The organism is Flavobacterium odoriferum, assembly GCF_025499515.1.
Lineage (GTDB): Bacteria > Bacteroidota > Bacteroidia > Flavobacteriales > Flavobacteriaceae > Flavobacterium > Flavobacterium odoriferum.
The window spans coordinates 482,354-499,167 of the sequence record NZ_JAMKFA010000001.1; the positions used below are offsets into that span (position 1 = coordinate 482,354).

Below are 16,814 nucleotides of genomic sequence, written 5' to 3' on the forward strand. Positions count from 1 at the left end.
GAAGCCATTTAGACTTCCTTTATAAACATATTTTTACAATTTTTATAAATTGAAAGAAGCTCCAATAGATAAATTAAATTGGTTATTATATTTCTCAAATCCAACAGGATCATTATCATATTGAGCTATTGGAAATTGAATTTCAGAATATAACCCAAAACCATCTGTAATAAAATAACGAGCACCTAAATGGCCTCCAAAATTTTTAATTCCGATATTTAATCCTGGATAAATATCTACTTTTTCTTCAATACCAAAAATATCGGCAATATTAGCACTAAAACGAGCTCTTAAATCAAAACGATCATCAAAATTTGGTTTTTCTCCAGCAATTTCTTTTATTCCTAATAAATACATTGACGTAAAACCAAACGACATATTTGTTCCTATACCTCTATCGTAAGTGGCGATTATTCCAGTTCCTTTTTCTTGAATGTTAGCTCCAACTTGGAATTTTGTATCTCCTTTTCCTTTAAAAACTTGCGCATTTGAGATTTGAACTGCGGCTAATAAGCAAACTACTACTAAAATTTTTTTCATCGTATTAAAATTTAAATTGGCTACAAATATACAAATAAATTAATTTCTTCCTTTTTCATTAGGGTATAAGTCTGGTAATGAATCGCTTTGCCAAAATTCTTTAGTATCAATATTCATTGCAGTAAGTTTTCCTTTAAAAGCCGCTCCAGTATCAACGTTCCAGACATTTGCAAAATTTAAAGGAATGTCTTTTCCAATGTGTGTAACAGGCGTGTGTCCAATGAATATTTCGTTATATAATTTTAATCTTTTTGGATAATAAATATGATCTTCTGCAAGGTTTTTATCTAACGACATAACCATTTCCCAAAGTGTTCTGTCCCAATAAAAGGTTTCGTCAAAATATTCATACGCTATTCCTTTCATATTGCTAAATCCAGCATGAAGAAACAATCTGTTGTTTTCGTCTAAATAATAATTTTGAAGAGATTTTAAAAAGGTTACGTGTTTATTAATGGTTTCGTTATCTATGTTTTTATAGGAAAGCACAGTAGCTTCTCCACCGTGTTGAAACCACAATTTCTCATCAAATTTTTCGTTATTACCTAATAGCCAGTCTAATAGAAGTTCATCATGATTACCTCTAATAAAAATGCATTGTTGTTTTTTTTGTAATTCTATCAGAAAATCTAAAACGGCTGGCGATTCACTCCAACCATCTACAAAGTCACCTAAAAAAATTAGCGTGTCATTTTTATCACAATTAATTTTTTTTAGTACTTGAAGTAACGCTTTTAGACCTCCATGGATGTCTCCAATAACAAATTTTTTCATAAAAACTCAATAAACACTGGAAAAAAAAATTGAAAATGTACAGAAAATCTGTAACAGGAATATAAAAGCGATTAGTACTTTTATAGTGCAAAAATCGATAAAAAATTTAGATTAAAATTAAAAAACAAATAACAAAACAATTAAAATTTAATCCCAATGAAAAACACAGTAAAATTATTCGGTCTATTAATGGTTAGTATTGTATTATTTTCATGTTCAACTGATGAGCAAGATGCAGATTTAGAAAGAGCCATTAAACTATCAGAAAACGTGCAACAAATGCAATCTAGAGAAGGTGAACAAACAACTGTAGATAGTACTTCAAGAGAAGATGGAACACCTGTAATAATAGCTAAGAAAGATTAATAACTTTTAAAATATAGTAAAATGAAAACAATAGTATTGTTAATAGTAAGTTCTTTGTTTTTGTCAAACGTGCCAAACAACAAAGAAAATGATTCAATTAAAAAAGTCATGGCTTTAAAAATTGAAAAAACAGATAAAATCAAAGTAGAAAATATTACCAACCCAAGAACACCTATAATAATTGTAAAAAACGATTAATTATTATCTTTAAACTGTAAATTTGTGCAAAAGCAAATCTTTTAATTGAAACAGATAATAATTTTATTTGGCTTAATATTTCTCGTTGGATGTAATTCAAACGAGAAAAATCCTGTTATTCGAAAAAAGTTGGATGCTTATTTTGAAAACAGTTCGAATGTAAATTTAGACAAGGAAATTCGTCTAAAATATATTGACTCTGCCAAAAATATCATTCAAGAAGCAAGTGAAAATGATTCCATAAAAATCAAAAACTATTTTAAGCTTGCCAATCGTTACTTCATATTGTTAGAATATGATAAATACAAAGAAACGACCACTAAAATTCTAGATATTTCTGAATCAATTAATGATTCTTTAAATATAGCTAAAGCGGAATATTATTTAGGAGACTATTATTTTTCTCTTTCTAAAAATGATAGTGCTTACTATTATTATTTAGGAGCAGAAAAAAAATATGAAAAGTTGGATGATAAATCTAATTTAGCAAGAACAATACTTCATAAGGCTTATATTTTGCTTTACGAGAAAGATTTTTTAGGAAGCGAATCAGAAACTATTAAAGTTTTAAATATTGCAAAAGAAATCAATGATCAGTCTTTAATATATGAATGCTATGTTAATTTGGGAAGCTCTTTATCTGGCTTAGGAGATTATAATAAAGCCTTAGAATATCATCAAAAAGCTTTACTTCAAATTAAAAAAATTGAAGACGAAAATTACAAACCATTATTTCAAGCACAAACCTTAAACAATATTGGGTTTGTTTACTTGAGCATTAACAAATTTAATGAAGCGAGCCAAATTTTTGAAGAAGGATTAAAAATCAACAATCTCAAAGAAATTCAACCAGTTTTATATACATCTTTACTTGATAATTTTGCCTACTCTCGATTTAAAATCAATAAAAACGAAGGGTTGAAAGATTTTCAAACCGCATTAGCTGTTAGAGATGAAATAGATGATGTGTATGGAAAAATCAACAGTAGAATTCATCTTACCGAATATTACCTTTCTCAAAACGACACGCTTAAAGCAATTCAGCTTAATAGCGAAGCCAACAAATTAGCCAAAGAATCGCATTACAACAAAGAAGTGTTAATTACACTCGATTTTTATACCAAATTAATTCCTGAAGAAGGTTTATCTTATGCAAGAGATTACATCAAATTAAACGATAGCCTTCAAAAACAAGAAAGAGCTACCCGAAACAAACTGGCTCGAATAGAATTTGAAACCGACGAAATAATCTCTGAAAAAGAAACACTCTCAAACCAACGAAAGATTATTTTGATAATGTCGTTGCTAATTATTTCATTCGGTTTTCTACTATATATTATTTTATATCAGCGAAGCAAGCACAAAGAATTGGTTTTTAATCAACAGCAACAAGAATCAAACGAAGAAATTTATAGATTGATGCTTAACAATCAAGAAGATATAGACGAGGTTCGAAGTAATGTAAAAAGAAATATTGCCCTTGAACTTCATGATAATATTCTAAATAGATTGGCAAGTACACGACTAAATTTATTTGCGATATCCAGAAGACAAGATGAAGAAACAATCAAAAAAGCATTAGAGCATATTGATTCCATTCGTGTGATTGAGCAAGAAATTAGAGCATTTTCTCATGAATTGCACAGAGAATCAGAAATAAACAAAAGTAATTTTAAAAACATTTTAGAAGAACTTTTAAAAAATCAAAAAGAAACATATTCTGCAGAATGCAATTGTGATATCTTTTTTGATGAAGCAATGAATAACATGAGTCCTGAAATTAAAATGAATGTCTATCGAATAATTCAGGAAGCGTTTAACAACATTAATAAATATGCTAATGCTACCAAAATTGGTTTAGCACTCGATGTTGATGATGGTTTTTTACATTTAGAAATAAACGACAATGGTACTGGTTTTAATGTAAAAAAAGTTAAAAACGGAATCGGTTTAAAAAACATGAAAAGTAGAGCAGAAGCCATGAAAGGTGAAATTTTTATAGCTTCTGAAAAAGGTAAAGGAACTAACATAAAGTTAAAAATTCCGTTATAAATTAAAATTTTTGTAAATTTGAAATAAATAAAATAGCGTGGGCAAATCTAACATCCATATTTTAATGATTGACGATCATCCTTCAATGATTGAAGGTTATAAAAGTATATTGTCTTTTAACGATTTAGGTTTACGAATTACAACTACTCCAGCCTACAACTGTGAATCTGCTTACAACATTATCGATACAACACCCATAACCGAAGCTTTCGATTTTGCTTTTGTCGATTTGAGTTTGCCACCTTATTTGGAAAAAAATATTAAAAGTGGAGAAGATTTAGCACTTCTTATCAAAAATAAATTTCCAAAATGTAAAATTGTAATTCTTACTTCACACGCAGAGGCTTTTATTTTAGATAATATCCAAAGAAATATTGCTCCAAACGGATTATTAGTAAAAAGCGACTTTACAGCAGATGAGTTTTTATTAGCATTTGAAAAAATATACAACAATCATATTTATACAAGTAAAACGGTTATAGAAAATATAGCCGAATTACATGAAAAAAATTCATTTTTAGATGAAAACAACAGAAAGCTAATTACACTCTTAGCTGAAGGTGTAAAAACTAAAAATTTACCTCAACGCATGAATTTGTCAATAAGTGCAATAGATAAGCGCAAAGCACAGATAAAATTCTACTTCAAAATAGAAAAAGGAAGCGACGAAGACATCATTCGCGAAGCTAAAAAGCACGGATTAATCTAAAATTTTTCAAGAAACGCCCAAAACACTGGAAAAAAAAATTGAAAATGTACAGAAAATCTGTAACAATAAATCTTTAGTCTGTGTGTAACTTTATATTCTAAATGATAAAGAAAATGAAGTTATATACAAAAATAGTTATCGCCCTGTTAATCCTTAGCCTAATCTGGATTTACGCCATCGTTGATTTAACGTATTATACACTTTTTCAAGAAAAATCAACATTCTTTAACACACTCGATTATAGTGTACAGTTTAAATTAGTTTACATAATGGGAGTTGCCCTTTTTGTTTCCTATTTAATGCTTATTTTCTTTAAAAGAAGTAAGAATAATTTCTATTAATCGTATTTCATTTTTCTCAAAATACGCATTACTTCTTTAAAAGATACGTATACTAAAGGATTGTCAAATGCTTTTAAATAAGGTTTGGCATCAATTAGTTTTTGTTTGGCATCTTCAAAACCATTCAGGTAACAAATCATTAAGGTGTGAGGCACATTGACCAAATCTCTTTTTTCAGAAGGTTGTAAAACAACACCTTTTAGAAGTTTAACCAAAATAGCATTATTGGCATTATAAATGTGATGCAACATTTTTTTGTTGTATTGTGGAGGGTCAAACAATAGCTGCGTGTCAATTTTGTAATAACCATTGTCAAAAAAATGAATGGAGACTTTTTCTAGTGGATAAAAGCTGGTTTTATCATTTAATCCCAAACTCACATATTCGGTAATTGAAAAAGAATCTTCATCAAAGGCAATACTCACTTCATCTAAAGCGGAATAAAACAATTTAACTTGTTCGTTTACCAATTCAATATCCACGCGCGAATAGTACATTTTATCGCGTACTTTTTTCTTGTTTCCGGCCCAGCAAACCACAAAAAGCTCTTTAAAAACTTTATAATTTGATTCTAAATCCTTGTGTCTGTTATTTATAAAATCTAAAACACTTTCTAAGGTATAGGAAATGCTATTTCGGGAGTTGTTTTCTAAACTAATAACCGTTTCAATATTCTGTTTTGAATACGGAATTTTCTCTGTAGTTGGCGAAGTATTGCTGCCTCGCCTAACAAATGTACTATTGGCAACTATAGTGTGAATTCCTTTTTTGAAATACGAAGTTTTCGATTTGGGTTTAATTGTAACCAAACCTACCACTTTATCTTTTGGTAAACTTGGAAAAGGGACATTCTCGTATTGAATTTTTGGCGGATTTTCTAAAAAAGCGTTTACCAAATTTTGAATGCGACTATCATCAAAAAAGTCATCACCTACAATTTCATTAGTTGCATCTTCAACTCCAACTACAATATAAGAATTGTTGCTTGGATTTGAATTAGAAAGTGCACAAATGTGTTTTAAAAACTTTGCTTTTCCTTCTTTTGTATGTAAATTTAACTGACGTTTTTTATCATAAAAACTATTCTCATCGTTGTGAGCTAATAAATTTTTGATAAGAAGGCGCTTGTTGATCATTTTTACAGTATTCAGTATTCGATGTTCAGTAATTAGTTATTGCTAACTATAAACTGAACACTGATAACTTTTTTAAGGCACTTTATTTCCCATACTTTCAGTCCAAATAGCAAACCAATCTTGCGAGTCTAAAACTAATGATTTTGCTTTCATTAATTGTTGAATACGACTCACATTAATAGTTCCGGCTACGGGTAAAATGTTTGCGGGATGTTGTAAAATCCAAGCTAATAAAATCAAGTCTGAACCCACATGATATTTATCTACTAACTTAGAAAAAAGTAATTTTAAGCGTTGGGTTTGTTCAGTATTTTCTCTAAAAACTACTCCTAACGGATTCCAAGCCATAGGTGTTATTTTGTGCAATTTCATATAATCTAAACTTCCGTCTAACATCGCTTGGTAGTTGGTTGCCGAAAATTGAATTTGATTAAAAGAAACTTCCGTTTTTTGACGTAATAATTCCGTTTGTGATGGTGTAAAATTTGAAACGCCAAAAGACAATATTTTTCCTTCAGATTTTAGTTTTTCAACTGCTTCAGCAACTTCATCAGCTTGTAGTAAAGGGCTTGGTCTGTGCAATAAAAACACATCTAAATAATCAGTTTGAAGATTTTTTAGCGAATTTTCAGCCGACCAAATGATGTAGTCTTTAGAGTAATTATAATGTTTTACTATGTTTTGCGGACGATTTTCAGAAACATATTGAATTCCACACTTTGAAATCAATTGCACTTTATTTCTGTCTAATTTTGAAGCTGCCCAAGCTTTTCCAAAATCAGCTTCCGTTGTATAACCACCATAGATATCGGCATGGTCAAATGACGTAATTCCGTTTTCAAAAAAAAGATTAATTAAGTGATTCATTTCGTTTGTGTTAAGGTTTTTATCCCAAACACCCCAATTCATAACTCCGGCAATTATAGGTGATAATTTTACTGACATAGTAGGTTGTTTTTTGAAATTTTTCTTAAAATTATAAAATAGAATCATAAAACACTCACAATTACTACTTTTTTTAATGTTTTTTAACGCTATATTAACAACTAAAAATTAAAAAAAATCACAATTTGCGGTGTTAAAAAATGTTGTTAATTTCACAGCACCAAATTAAACCTTAAAATGGAAGAAAATACATCGACGTTAGACATTAGAGCAATCAATGAAAAGATAGAAAGAGAAAGTGCTTTCATCGACTTACTTACCATGGAAATGAACAAAGTAATTGTGGGTCAAAAACACATGGTAGAACGATTATTAATTGGATTATTAGGACAAGGACACATTTTATTAGAAGGTGTTCCTGGATTAGCAAAAACCTTAGCAATTAATACGCTGTCACAAGCAGTTCACGGTTCATTTAGTCGAATTCAGTTTACACCCGATTTATTACCAGCCGATGTGGTTGGAACTATGATTTACAACGTAAAACAAAACGATTTTACCATTCGTAAAGGACCTATTTTTGCCAACTTCGTTTTAGCCGATGAGATCAATCGTGCGCCAGCAAAAGTGCAATCCGCTTTGTTAGAAGCCATGCAGGAAAAGCAAGTTACAATTGGTGACGAAACATTCAAATTAGACAAACCATTCTTGGTAATGGCAACTCAAAATCCGGTGGATCAAGAAGGAACCTATCCATTACCAGAAGCACAAGTAGATCGTTTTATGCTAAAAGCCGTAATCGATTACCCAAAAATGGAAGATGAGCGTTTGGTAATTCGTCAAAACCTAAAAGGCGCTTACGAAAAAGTAAATCAAGTAGTTTCTATTGAGCAAATTTTAAGAGCACAAGAAGCGGTTCGAGAAGTCTATATGGACGAAAAAATCGAAAAATATATATTAGATATTGTCTTTGCAACGCGTTATCCAGAAAAATATAAATTAGAAAGTTTAAAACCATTAATCAGTTTTGGTGCTTCACCACGTGGAAGTATCAACTTAGCAACTGCTGCTAAATGTTACGCTTTTATAAAACGAAGAGGTTATGTAATTCCAGAAGATGTTCGTGCTGTTGTGTACGATGTATTACGTCACAGAATCGGAATCACTTACGAAGCTGAAGCCGAAAATGTAACCACAGAAGACATTATCAGCAAAATAGTTAACGAAATCGAAGTGCCTTAATTTTTTGTTTCAAGTTTAAAAGTTTCAAGTTATAGAAACCTGAGACAAAAAAACCTGAAACCTGAAACAAAATAAAAATGGATACCAAAGAAATTCTAAAGAAAGTTCGAAAAATTGAAATCAAAACCCGAAGATTGAGTGATCACATCTTTTCGGGAGAATATCATACGTCTTTTAAAGGACGCGGAATGACTTTTTCAGAAGTACGTCAATACCAATATGGCGACGACGTTAGAGCTATCGATTGGAATGTAACTGCTCGCTATAACGAACCTTTTGTAAAAGTATTTGAAGAAGAACGTGAATTAACTATGATGTTAATTGTGGATATTTCGGGTTCGGAAAGTTTTGGTACAAAAAACCAACAAAAACGCGATATGGTTACTGAAATTGCTGCCACATTAGCTTTTTCGGCAACGCAAAACAACGATAAAATTGGTTTGCTTTTATTTTCGGACCAAATCGAGTTGTTTATTCCGCCTAAAAAAGGAAAATCGCACGTTTTACGAATCATTCGCGAGTTAATCGAATTTGAATCGAAAAGTAAAAAAACCGATTTATCACAAGCGTTGAAATATTTATCTAGCGTTTTGAAAAAGAAAGCAATTGTATTTTTGATTTCCGATTTTATGACAAAAGATTACGAACACACGCTAAAAATTGCTTCAAAACGACATGATGTAACCGGAATTCGTGTTTTTGATCAAAGAGAAGAAAGCATTCCAAACATTGGAATTGTAAATATGATTGATGCTGAAACAGGAGAAACACTTTTGGTCGATACGACATCAAATAAAGTGCGAATGGATTACGAAAAATACTATCGTGAAAACGTAAATTATTTCAAGGATATTTTTTCAAAATGTGGAGCAGGAACGATTAGTTCGAGAGTAGATGAAAGCTATGTAACCAAATTATTAGGTTATTTTAAAGCGCGTAATTAAGAAAAATGAAAAAGAAAATTTACTTATATATTATTATGCTTTTTGGATTTTTTGGGTTTTCTCAAAAAGTCACAACCTCTATTGATTCTTCACAAATTAAAATTGGTTCGCAATTCAATTTAACGTTAAAAGCATCGGTAAACGCTAAAGACAAAGTGGTTTTCCCAAATGCAAAAAATTTTGGTGCTTTAGAAGTTTTAGAATCGTATCCAATTGATACTATAAAAAACAACTCACAATACGAATTAATAAAAAAGTATGGATTAACCCAATTTGATTCTGGAAGATACTTGATTCCAAAATTAATCGTAAAAATTAACCAAAAAGATTTTCAAACCGATTCGCTTTCCATAGTGGTAAACAACGTAAAAGTCGACACCACAAAACAGCAAATGTATGATATCAAAGACATCATCGCTACCGAAGAAGAACCAAGCAGCGAATGGTGGAAATTGTTGGTTTTATTAGCTCTGATAATCGCTTCAGGTTTTGGTTCTTATTTTATTATTAAACGATTACAAAAAGGTAAAGTAAAAGAAGAAGAATTTTTTGCTTCGCCGATTGAAAAAGCGATTGCCTATCTTCAAAATTTAGATAAAAAACAATTGGTTCAAAAAGGCGATGTAAAAGAATATTATTCTGAAATGACCGATATTGCTCGAACGTACATCGAAGAATCGGTGCACATTCCAGCAATGGAAAGCACATCGAGCGAGTTGATGGATTCGTTGAAAAAGGCAATTTCAGAGAAGAAAATGTTCGTAAATCGTGAAGAATTGGACAAATTTCGTCAGGTTTTAGAAAATTCTGATTTAGTAAAATTTGCCAAATCAAAACCATTACAATTTGAAATCGAAAAAGACAAAAGTATTGTTGACAAATTCTTATTAATCGTTGACAAAGCATTACCAAGAACCGAAGAACAAGCCGAAGCACTTTTTGCAGAAGAGGTACGTAGAAAAGAGTTGAAGAAACAAAAATTCATGCGAACTGCAATTTCAGTTGGAATTGCTGTTGTTTTATTTGTGATTTCAGTCGGAATTTTCGCTTACACTTTTGGATTAGATTATTTAAAAGAGCATCACATTGGTTACACCACCGAAAAATTATTAGAAAAAGAATGGATTACTTCAGAATATGGTGAACCTGCAATTGTGATTGAAACGCCAAAGGTTTTGAAACGAAATAACGACGAAAAAATTCAAAATAACCTTCCCGAAAACGTAAAATCAACCAATAGATTTATGTACGGAAGCATTATTGATGATTTTTCGATTGTTTTGGTAACAACAGCATTTAAAGACACAACAAAAATTGATTTGGAAGTTGCCTTAGAAAGCGATTTGAAAGAATTAGAGCGTTTTGGTGCTAAAAACATCATTGTAAAAGCGGCTGATTTTGAAAACGTAAAAGGACTTTCGGGTAAAAAATCATACGGAAGTTTTACCACTTTTAACGAGATTACAAAAGAAGATCAAAAAATGAGCTACGAAATAGTAGTTTTTGCTCAAGCTGGTGGCGCACAAGAATTTTTCTTAATTTATAAGGAAGATGATGAACATGCGAAACAAATTATGGAGAAAATCCAGAATTCAATTGAACTAAGAAAAGCGAAACAATAATGGGAAAAGTAACCTTTTTAAATCCAGAATTTTTGTGGCTGTTTTTGGTTTTACCATTAGCAATTGCTTGGTTATTTTATAAACGCAATCAGCTTTCGGCAACTTTAAAAATGAGTTCATTAGAACCATTTAAAAAAAATAGAACTTTTTTAGCGAAAGCAAAACCTTTTTTATATGTTTTACGATTAATTGCATTGAGTTTCATCATAATTGCATTGGCACGACCAAGAAGCGTTGATGTAACTTCAAAATCAAAAACCACCAAAGGAATCGATATTGTAATGGCAATCGACGTTTCGAGTAGTATGTTAGCAAACGATTTAAAGCCAAATCGTTTAGAAGCCTTGAAAAAAGTAGCGTCAACCTTTGTGCAAGATAGAGTTAACGACCGAATTGGTTTAGTGGTTTACGCTGGCGAAAGTTATACCCGAACTCCTGTAACTTCTGATAAAGCCATTATTTTACAATCGTTAAAAACGGTAGAATATGACGATTCAATTATAGCTGATGGAACCGGAATAGGCGTTGGTTTAGCCACCGCAATTAATCGAATAAAAGATAGCAAAGCAAAAAGTAGAATCATTATTTTATTGACCGATGGTGTCAACAATTCCGGAACAATTGACCCAAGAACAGCTGCCGAAATTGCTAAAGAATACGGAATAAAAGTTTATACGATTGGAATTGGAACCAACGGAAAAGCGATGTTCCCTGTAGCAAAAGACGCCAACGGAAAATTAGTTTTTAGAATGATGCCTGTTGAAATCGACCAAAAATTAATGCAAGAAATTGCAAAAACAACCGATGCAAAATACTTTAGAGCAACATCAAACAAAAAACTTCAAGCTATTTACGACGAAATTAATAAGTTAGAGACTACAGAAATTGACGAGAAAAAATTTTATAACTACGACGAAAAATATAAAATATTCGCACTCATCGCTTTTGGTTTGTTAGGAATTGAAGTGTTGTTGCGTAATTCAGTTTTTAGAGGAATCGTTTAGAAAAAGAAAAAATGTTTGAATTAGAAAGCCCAAAATATTTTTATTTAGTAGCACTCATTCCAATTGTAGTGGCACTTTTTCTATTCAATTTATTTTGGAAAAGAAAAAAGCAAGCTGCTTTTGCCGATTTGGAATTGTTTAGAAAATTAAGTCCCGAAAAATCAACGTTTAAACCCGTTTTAAAATTAATTATTTTGCTTTTGGCTTTGGCTTGCGTGATAATAGCTTTGGTAAACCCAAAAATGGGAACCAAAATGGAAACCGTAAAACGACAAGGAATCGACATTGTTTTTGCGATTGATGTTTCTAAAAGTATGTTAGCCGAAGACGTGGCGCCAAATCGTTTAGAAAAAACAAAGCAATTGGTTTCGCAAATTATCAACCAATTAGGAAATGATCGTGTTGGAATCGTAGGTTATGCCGGAAGTGCTTATCCTGTTTTACCGATGACAACCGATTACAGCATTGCAAAAATGTATTTGCAAAGCATGAATACAAACATGGTTTCTTCGCAAGGAACAGCTTTTAATGATGCGATAAAACTTTCGGTTGATTATTTTGACATTAAAGACACTAGTAAGCTAATTATTTTAGTTTCCGATGGGGAAGATCATGGCGATGGAGCTGACGAAGCAATTGAAATGGCACAAGAAAAAGGCATTCGTATTTTAACAATTGGTGTGGGTACAGAAAAAGGAGCTTTAATTCCTTTAAAAGATGATAGAGGAAACATTTCGTCCTATAAAAAAGATCAAAACGGAGAAAACGTCATCACAAAATTATATCCAGAAGTTTTACAAAACATTGCCAATAAAACCAAGTCAAAATACATTGTTGGTACTTCTACAAAAGAAGTAGTGGAAGAAGTAAAAAAATCGCTGGATAAAATTGAAAAATCAGAATTTGAATCACAACAGATTGCCGATTTTGAATCACAATATCAATGGTTTTTAGGACTAGGCTTTTTGTTGCTATTAGTAGATGTTTTTCTGTTGGAGAAAAAAACAAATTGGGTGCAAAAGTTGAATTTATTTAACGAAAAAAAACATGAATAAGATAGTTTACATAGTTGTTTTATTGATAAGTGGCGTTCTTTTTAGCCAAGAAAAAGATAAAAATCTGTACAACGGAAATCAATCTTTTGCACAAAAAAGTTACACCAACGCCGAAGCGGATTATCGGGTAACTGAATCGAAAAAATCGCCAAAAAAAGCAGTTGCAGCATACAATTTAGGAAATAGCATTTACCGTCAAAATCAGCCTGGCGAAGCACAAATTAAATACATTCAAGCTTTAGAATCGGCAAAAACGAAAACCGAAAAACATCGTATTTATCATAATTTAGGCAACACATTTATGCTAGATAAAAATTACGACGCTGCTGCGGAAGCCTATAAAAATGCTTTACGAAACAACCCATTAGACGAAGAAACACGTTATAATTATGCTTTAGCAAAAAAGAAGAAAAAAGAAAATCCACCACCAAATGGCAACAACGACAAAAATAAAGGCGGCGGAAACGAAAATAAACCGCAACCCGAAAACAACAAAAACGACAAAGGAAACAATAAAAAAGATCAAGATAAAAACAAAGGCGAAGACAAAAAAGACGACAAAGGCGATGGAGACAAAAAAGACGATAAAAATGAATCGCCAAAGCCAAGTGGTGCTGACAAACAACGTATCGACAATATTTTAGATGCTGTTAATAATGCTGAAAAGAAAATTCAGGACAAAGTGAATGAGAAAAAAGTAAAAGCACGTCCTGCATCAAATGAAAAAGATTGGTAATCAATGAAAAAAATAATTTTAGGGATAATCATTTTTATATCGGTTTCTGTTTCTGCTCAAGTAAAATTTGAAGCACAAACCGATAGAGATACCTATGGTTTAAACGAAAGAATCCCATTGGTTTTTTCCATCAATAATGAAGGTGATAATTTTGTAGCTCCAAAATTCACAGGGTTTAAAGCTGATGGTCCTTTTATAAACAAAGGAAATCAAACTTCTATAACTATTGTGAATGGAAGAATGACACAAAAGCGAGAAATTTCAACACAAGTAATTTACTATTTAACACCCACAAAAAAAGGAACTTTTACTATTGGTTCGGCTTCGATTGAATATAACGGAACGGTTTATAAATCGCAACCTATTAAAATTAAAATTACCGACCCAATTCAAATGCCAAGTTATCCTGGACAAAACCCAAGACAACAGCAACAACAAAATTACAATTTTGGCGAAGGAATTCATTTGGTTGGCGAACTTTCTACCAAAAATCCTTATGTAAACGAACCCGTTACCGTGATTTACAAATTATATTTTCCGTACAATAGTTCGGTTTCCAATTTCAGAAACTTTCAAGCACCAAAATATGAAGATTTTTGGAGTCAGTACATCGATATCAAGCAACTTCGTGCCGAGAAAGGTAAATTCAACGGAAAAGATTATAGCATGGTGGTGTTGCGAAAAGTAATTTTATATCCGTTAGAAGCTGGAGCCAAAAAAATCGAACCATTTAAAATTGATATCGATGCAGAAGTTCCAACTGGAAGAAGAGATTTTTTTGGTCAATATGAAATGACGGCTATCGAAAAATCACTTTCAACAGGAATGCAAACCATCAATGTAAAACCACTTCCCGAAAACGGAAAACCAGGAGGATTTACTGGTGCGGTTGGAAAATTTGATTTTGTAGTGAAACCATCAAAAACGTCTTTAAAAGCTGGCGAATCTTTAGATTTAGAAGTGAGTGTTTCAGGTAAAGGAAATTTAAAATTATTTACATTACCAAAACCAGTGGTTCCAAGCGCGTTAGAAATGTACGATCCAGCTCATACAGAAAATGTACAAACTCCAGTTACGGGTATGACCGGAAAAATTTCAGACAAATACACGATAATTCCACAATTTAAAGGGAAATATACGATTAAACCAATGGAGTTCTCGTATTACGATTTGGTAAGTAAATCGTACAAAACCATCACTTCAAAAGAAATTACAATTGATGTTGCGGAAGGTGACGGAACATTTGTAGCCAATACACCAAGTGCGAATAAACAAACCATTCAGAAAAAAGAAGTATTCCAATTCAATAAATTGAAAACAGAATTTGTATCTGCTTCTAGAGAAGATTTCTTAGGTTCAGGATTGTTTTATAGTTTGTTATTTGCACCATTATTATTGATTCCGATTGTGATGATTGCTAGAAAACAAAAAGAAGCAAAAGATGCCGATGTTGTAGGTAATCGAGTTAGAAATAATAACCGATTAGTGAAGAAATATTTGTCGGAAGCCAAAAAACAAATGGGCGAGAAAGTTCCGTTTTATATGGCAATGGAGAAAGCGTTACACAATTTCTTAAAAGCTAAATTACATATCGAAACGGTTGAAATGAGTAAAGAAAACATCATCGAATTATTACAACAACGAAACGCATCAGAAGAAAGTATCAATCGATTTATGGAATTAATGAACGATTGCGAATTTGCAAGATATGCACCAGCAACAGATATTGCCATGACAAATGATTTTGAACGAGCTGTGGAACGAATTTCAGAACTTGAAAAACAATTGAAATAATGAAAAATAGAATTATACTATTCCTTTTGTTTTTGATTTCATTTGCCAATGCAAGTGAATCCATCGACACTACTTTCAAAAAAGCTAACGATTTATACAACAAAGGCGATTACGAACTAGCGCTACAATCTTTCGGGAGCATTGTAAACCAAGGCAACGAATCGGCTGATTTGTATTTTAATATTGCCAATTGCTATTACAAATTAGGCAAAGTAGCGCCATCCATTTACAATTACGAAAAAGCACTGCTTTTAAACCCAGATGACGAAGCTATTCAAACAAATCTCTCATTTGCTCAAAAAATGGCTATAGACGACATTAAAATTCTTCCAGAAGTCGGTTTTAAGAAAATGGTGAAAGAATTTACAAGCACATTTCATTACGATACTTGGGCTTGGATTGCGGTTATTATTGCTTTCCTAAGTTTACTTTTCTTTTTAGGCTATTATTTTGGAAATACCGTGTTTCTAAAACGCACTTTTTTCAGTTTATTTCTATTGTTTTTAGTCGCAATTGGCGTAACGGTTTTCTCAGCCTTTTTACAAAAGAAATTTGATGCGAATTACAATCCAGCCATCGTTTTTGCAGAATCAACGACTTTAAAAGCTGAACCCAAAAACAGTTCTGAAGATGTTGTAACGCTTCACGAAGGCACAAAAGTTTTCGTCTTAGAAGAATTAGGCAACTGGAAACAAGTAGAACTCACCGACAAAACCAAAGCGTGGATTGACAAAGAAGCGATTAAGGAAGTGAAAGCTAAGAATTAGTTTTTTCTTCGGAAACACCTTTCTTCAAATTATCATACCAACCTTCAATCGTAGGATAAATCGCTTTTGAAATATTTTGAATTGGGTTATAAAACATTGAATTATCTTTTGTTTCTTTTGAAAGTAGCATATTGTTGATGTTGATTTTCTCAAAAATAAAAAGCACGACACTCAACGCTAAAATTGTTTTCAATAAGCTAAAAATCACACCTGCTAATTTGTTAATCCAACCTAGAAAAGCAAAATCGACTAATTTGGTTAAAATTTTCGCGCTTAAGTGAATGCCAATCACTACCAACAAAAACGTAATGATAAAAGCGGTAATTTCAATATATTTCGGATTCCAACTTGGGACAATTCCAGTAAAAATCGCACCTACTAAACTCGAAAATTTAATCGCTAAATAAATTCCAGCAACCAAGGCTAATAGAGAAGCTACTTCCACAAAAAGTCCGTTTTTCAATCCTTTATAAACCGCAAAACCTAATAAAACCGCAAAAACAATATCAATAAAACTCATTTGAAAGAAAATAGAATAAAGAACAAAGATAAAAGAATTGTTGAAAGTAGTTTTCTGTTGTTATCTTTGCAGAAACATTATTGGATTGATGGGAAACTTCGTGCTTCCAGCTTCCAGCTTCAAACTTAA

The 16,814-nt window shown here is 31.7% G+C and carries 17 protein-coding genes; 12 read left to right on the forward strand and 5 right to left on the reverse strand.

What is annotated here, in order from left to right; genetic code table 11:
• Positions 1 to 42: 42 nt before the first annotated feature.
• Both M9Q43_RS02280 and M9Q43_RS02285 read right to left on the reverse strand, forming a co-directional pair.
• Positions 43 to 540, reverse strand: a complete 498-nt coding sequence (locus M9Q43_RS02280; protein WP_262317355.1) for a DUF6646 family protein — start codon at positions 538 to 540, stop codon at positions 43 to 45.
• A gap of 39 nt (positions 541 to 579) precedes the next feature.
• Positions 580 to 1,314, reverse strand: coding sequence for a metallophosphoesterase (locus M9Q43_RS02285; RefSeq protein WP_262317356.1), 735 nt, complete (start codon positions 1,312 to 1,314; stop codon positions 580 to 582).
• 156 nt (positions 1,315 to 1,470) lie between these two features.
• On the opposite strand from M9Q43_RS02285, the gene M9Q43_RS02290 reads away from it, so the two are divergent.
• The 4 genes from M9Q43_RS02290 to M9Q43_RS02305 all read left to right on the forward strand — a co-directional run bounded on the left by M9Q43_RS02290 (position 1,471) and on the right by M9Q43_RS02305 (position 4,639).
• Positions 1,471 to 1,680 (forward strand): hypothetical protein, encoded by a 210-nt coding sequence (locus tag M9Q43_RS02290; RefSeq protein ID WP_262317357.1) that lies wholly within the window; start codon positions 1,471 to 1,473, stop codon positions 1,678 to 1,680.
• A 21-nt stretch (positions 1,681 to 1,701) separates the two neighbouring features.
• Entirely contained in the window at positions 1,702 to 1,878 is a 177-nt protein-coding gene (locus M9Q43_RS02295) for a hypothetical protein (protein ID WP_262317358.1), read from the forward strand.
• A 45-nt stretch (positions 1,879 to 1,923) separates the two neighbouring features.
• Entirely contained in the window at positions 1,924 to 3,930 is a 2,007-nt protein-coding gene (locus M9Q43_RS02300) for an ATP-binding protein (protein WP_262317359.1), read from the forward strand.
• 64 nt (positions 3,931 to 3,994) lie between these two features.
• Positions 3,995 to 4,639, forward strand: a complete 645-nt coding sequence (locus tag M9Q43_RS02305; RefSeq protein WP_262317360.1) for a response regulator — start codon at positions 3,995 to 3,997, stop codon at positions 4,637 to 4,639.
• A gap of 337 nt (positions 4,640 to 4,976) precedes the next feature.
• Here the strand turns inward: M9Q43_RS02305 and M9Q43_RS02310 are convergent, their stop codons facing one another.
• Together M9Q43_RS02310 and M9Q43_RS02315 are read right to left on the reverse strand one after the other, a co-directional pair.
• On the reverse strand, positions 4,977 to 6,116 hold the full coding sequence (locus M9Q43_RS02310; protein WP_262317361.1) for an ATP-binding protein: 1,140 nt from the start codon (positions 6,114 to 6,116) through the stop codon (positions 4,977 to 4,979).
• Positions 6,117 to 6,188: 72 nt separating this feature from the next.
• Complete coding sequence (locus M9Q43_RS02315; RefSeq protein WP_262317362.1) at positions 6,189 to 7,061, reverse strand: aldo/keto reductase; 873 nt, start codon at positions 7,059 to 7,061, stop codon at positions 6,189 to 6,191.
• Between the two features lie 177 nt (positions 7,062 to 7,238).
• Between M9Q43_RS02315 and M9Q43_RS02320 the strand changes: the two genes are divergently transcribed.
• The 8 genes from M9Q43_RS02320 (at position 7,239) to M9Q43_RS02355 (ending at position 16,165) form a co-directional block, all read left to right on the forward strand.
• Complete coding sequence (locus tag M9Q43_RS02320; protein ID WP_262317363.1) at positions 7,239 to 8,243, forward strand: AAA family ATPase; 1,005 nt, start codon at positions 7,239 to 7,241, stop codon at positions 8,241 to 8,243.
• A gap of 77 nt (positions 8,244 to 8,320) precedes the next feature.
• Entirely contained in the window at positions 8,321 to 9,187 is an 867-nt protein-coding gene (locus M9Q43_RS02325) for a DUF58 domain-containing protein (protein ID WP_262317364.1), read from the forward strand.
• Positions 9,188 to 9,192: 5 nt separating this feature from the next.
• Positions 9,193 to 10,809, forward strand: a complete 1,617-nt coding sequence (locus tag M9Q43_RS02330) for a BatD family protein (RefSeq protein ID WP_262317365.1) — start codon at positions 9,193 to 9,195, stop codon at positions 10,807 to 10,809.
• Positions 10,809 to 11,813: a vWA domain-containing protein gene (locus M9Q43_RS02335; protein WP_262317366.1), complete on the forward strand. Its 1,005-nt coding sequence runs from the start codon at positions 10,809 to 10,811 to the stop codon at positions 11,811 to 11,813. The genes M9Q43_RS02330 and M9Q43_RS02335 overlap by 1 nt, the downstream gene beginning before the upstream one ends.
• An 11-nt stretch (positions 11,814 to 11,824) precedes the next feature.
• Complete coding sequence (locus M9Q43_RS02340) at positions 11,825 to 12,868, forward strand: VWA domain-containing protein (RefSeq protein ID WP_262317367.1); 1,044 nt, start codon at positions 11,825 to 11,827, stop codon at positions 12,866 to 12,868.
• Positions 12,861 to 13,604, forward strand: coding sequence for a tetratricopeptide repeat protein (locus M9Q43_RS02345; protein WP_262317368.1), 744 nt, complete (start codon positions 12,861 to 12,863; stop codon positions 13,602 to 13,604). Before M9Q43_RS02340 ends, M9Q43_RS02345 begins: the two co-directional genes overlap by 8 nt.
• A gap of 3 nt (positions 13,605 to 13,607) precedes the next feature.
• Positions 13,608 to 15,398: a BatD family protein gene (locus M9Q43_RS02350; protein ID WP_262317369.1), complete on the forward strand. Its 1,791-nt coding sequence runs from the start codon at positions 13,608 to 13,610 to the stop codon at positions 15,396 to 15,398.
• A complete protein-coding gene (locus M9Q43_RS02355; RefSeq protein ID WP_262317370.1) occupies positions 15,398 to 16,165 on the forward strand; it encodes a tetratricopeptide repeat protein in 768 nt (255 codons plus the stop codon). Before M9Q43_RS02350 ends, M9Q43_RS02355 begins: the two co-directional genes overlap by 1 nt.
• On the opposite strand, the gene M9Q43_RS02360 is transcribed toward M9Q43_RS02355, so the two are convergent.
• A complete protein-coding gene (locus tag M9Q43_RS02360; RefSeq protein ID WP_262317371.1) occupies positions 16,155 to 16,685 on the reverse strand; it encodes a CvpA family protein in 531 nt (176 codons plus the stop codon). The two genes, M9Q43_RS02355 and M9Q43_RS02360, sit on opposite strands and share 11 nt — an antisense overlap.
• Positions 16,686 to 16,814 lie beyond the last annotated feature (129 nt).

Coding starts and splice junctions, on each gene's coding strand:
- M9Q43_RS02280 (WP_262317355.1), bottom strand. CDS start 540: ATGAAAAAAATTTTAGTAGTAGTTTGCTTATTAGCCGCAGTTCAAATC.
- M9Q43_RS02285 (WP_262317356.1), bottom strand. CDS start 1,314: ATGAAAAAATTTGTTATTGGAGACATCCATGGAGGTCTAAAAGCGTTA.
- M9Q43_RS02290 (WP_262317357.1), top strand. CDS start 1,471: ATGAAAAACACAGTAAAATTATTCGGTCTATTAATGGTTAGTATTGTA.
- M9Q43_RS02295 (WP_262317358.1), top strand. CDS start 1,702: ATGAAAACAATAGTATTGTTAATAGTAAGTTCTTTGTTTTTGTCAAAC.
- M9Q43_RS02305 (WP_262317360.1), top strand. CDS start 3,995: ATGATTGACGATCATCCTTCAATGATTGAAGGTTATAAAAGTATATTG.
- M9Q43_RS02310 (WP_262317361.1), bottom strand. CDS start 6,116: ATGATCAACAAGCGCCTTCTTATCAAAAATTTATTAGCTCACAACGAT.
- M9Q43_RS02315 (WP_262317362.1), bottom strand. CDS start 7,061: ATGTCAGTAAAATTATCACCTATAATTGCCGGAGTTATGAATTGGGGT.
- M9Q43_RS02320 (WP_262317363.1), top strand. CDS start 7,239: ATGGAAGAAAATACATCGACGTTAGACATTAGAGCAATCAATGAAAAG.
- M9Q43_RS02325 (WP_262317364.1), top strand. CDS start 8,321: ATGGATACCAAAGAAATTCTAAAGAAAGTTCGAAAAATTGAAATCAAA.
- M9Q43_RS02330 (WP_262317365.1), top strand. CDS start 9,193: ATGAAAAAGAAAATTTACTTATATATTATTATGCTTTTTGGATTTTTT.
- M9Q43_RS02335 (WP_262317366.1), top strand. CDS start 10,809: ATGGGAAAAGTAACCTTTTTAAATCCAGAATTTTTGTGGCTGTTTTTG.
- M9Q43_RS02340 (WP_262317367.1), top strand. CDS start 11,825: ATGTTTGAATTAGAAAGCCCAAAATATTTTTATTTAGTAGCACTCATT.
- M9Q43_RS02345 (WP_262317368.1), top strand. CDS start 12,861: ATGAATAAGATAGTTTACATAGTTGTTTTATTGATAAGTGGCGTTCTT.
- M9Q43_RS02350 (WP_262317369.1), top strand. CDS start 13,608: ATGAAAAAAATAATTTTAGGGATAATCATTTTTATATCGGTTTCTGTT.
- M9Q43_RS02355 (WP_262317370.1), top strand. CDS start 15,398: ATGAAAAATAGAATTATACTATTCCTTTTGTTTTTGATTTCATTTGCC.
- M9Q43_RS02360 (WP_262317371.1), bottom strand. CDS start 16,685: ATGAGTTTTATTGATATTGTTTTTGCGGTTTTATTAGGTTTTGCGGTT.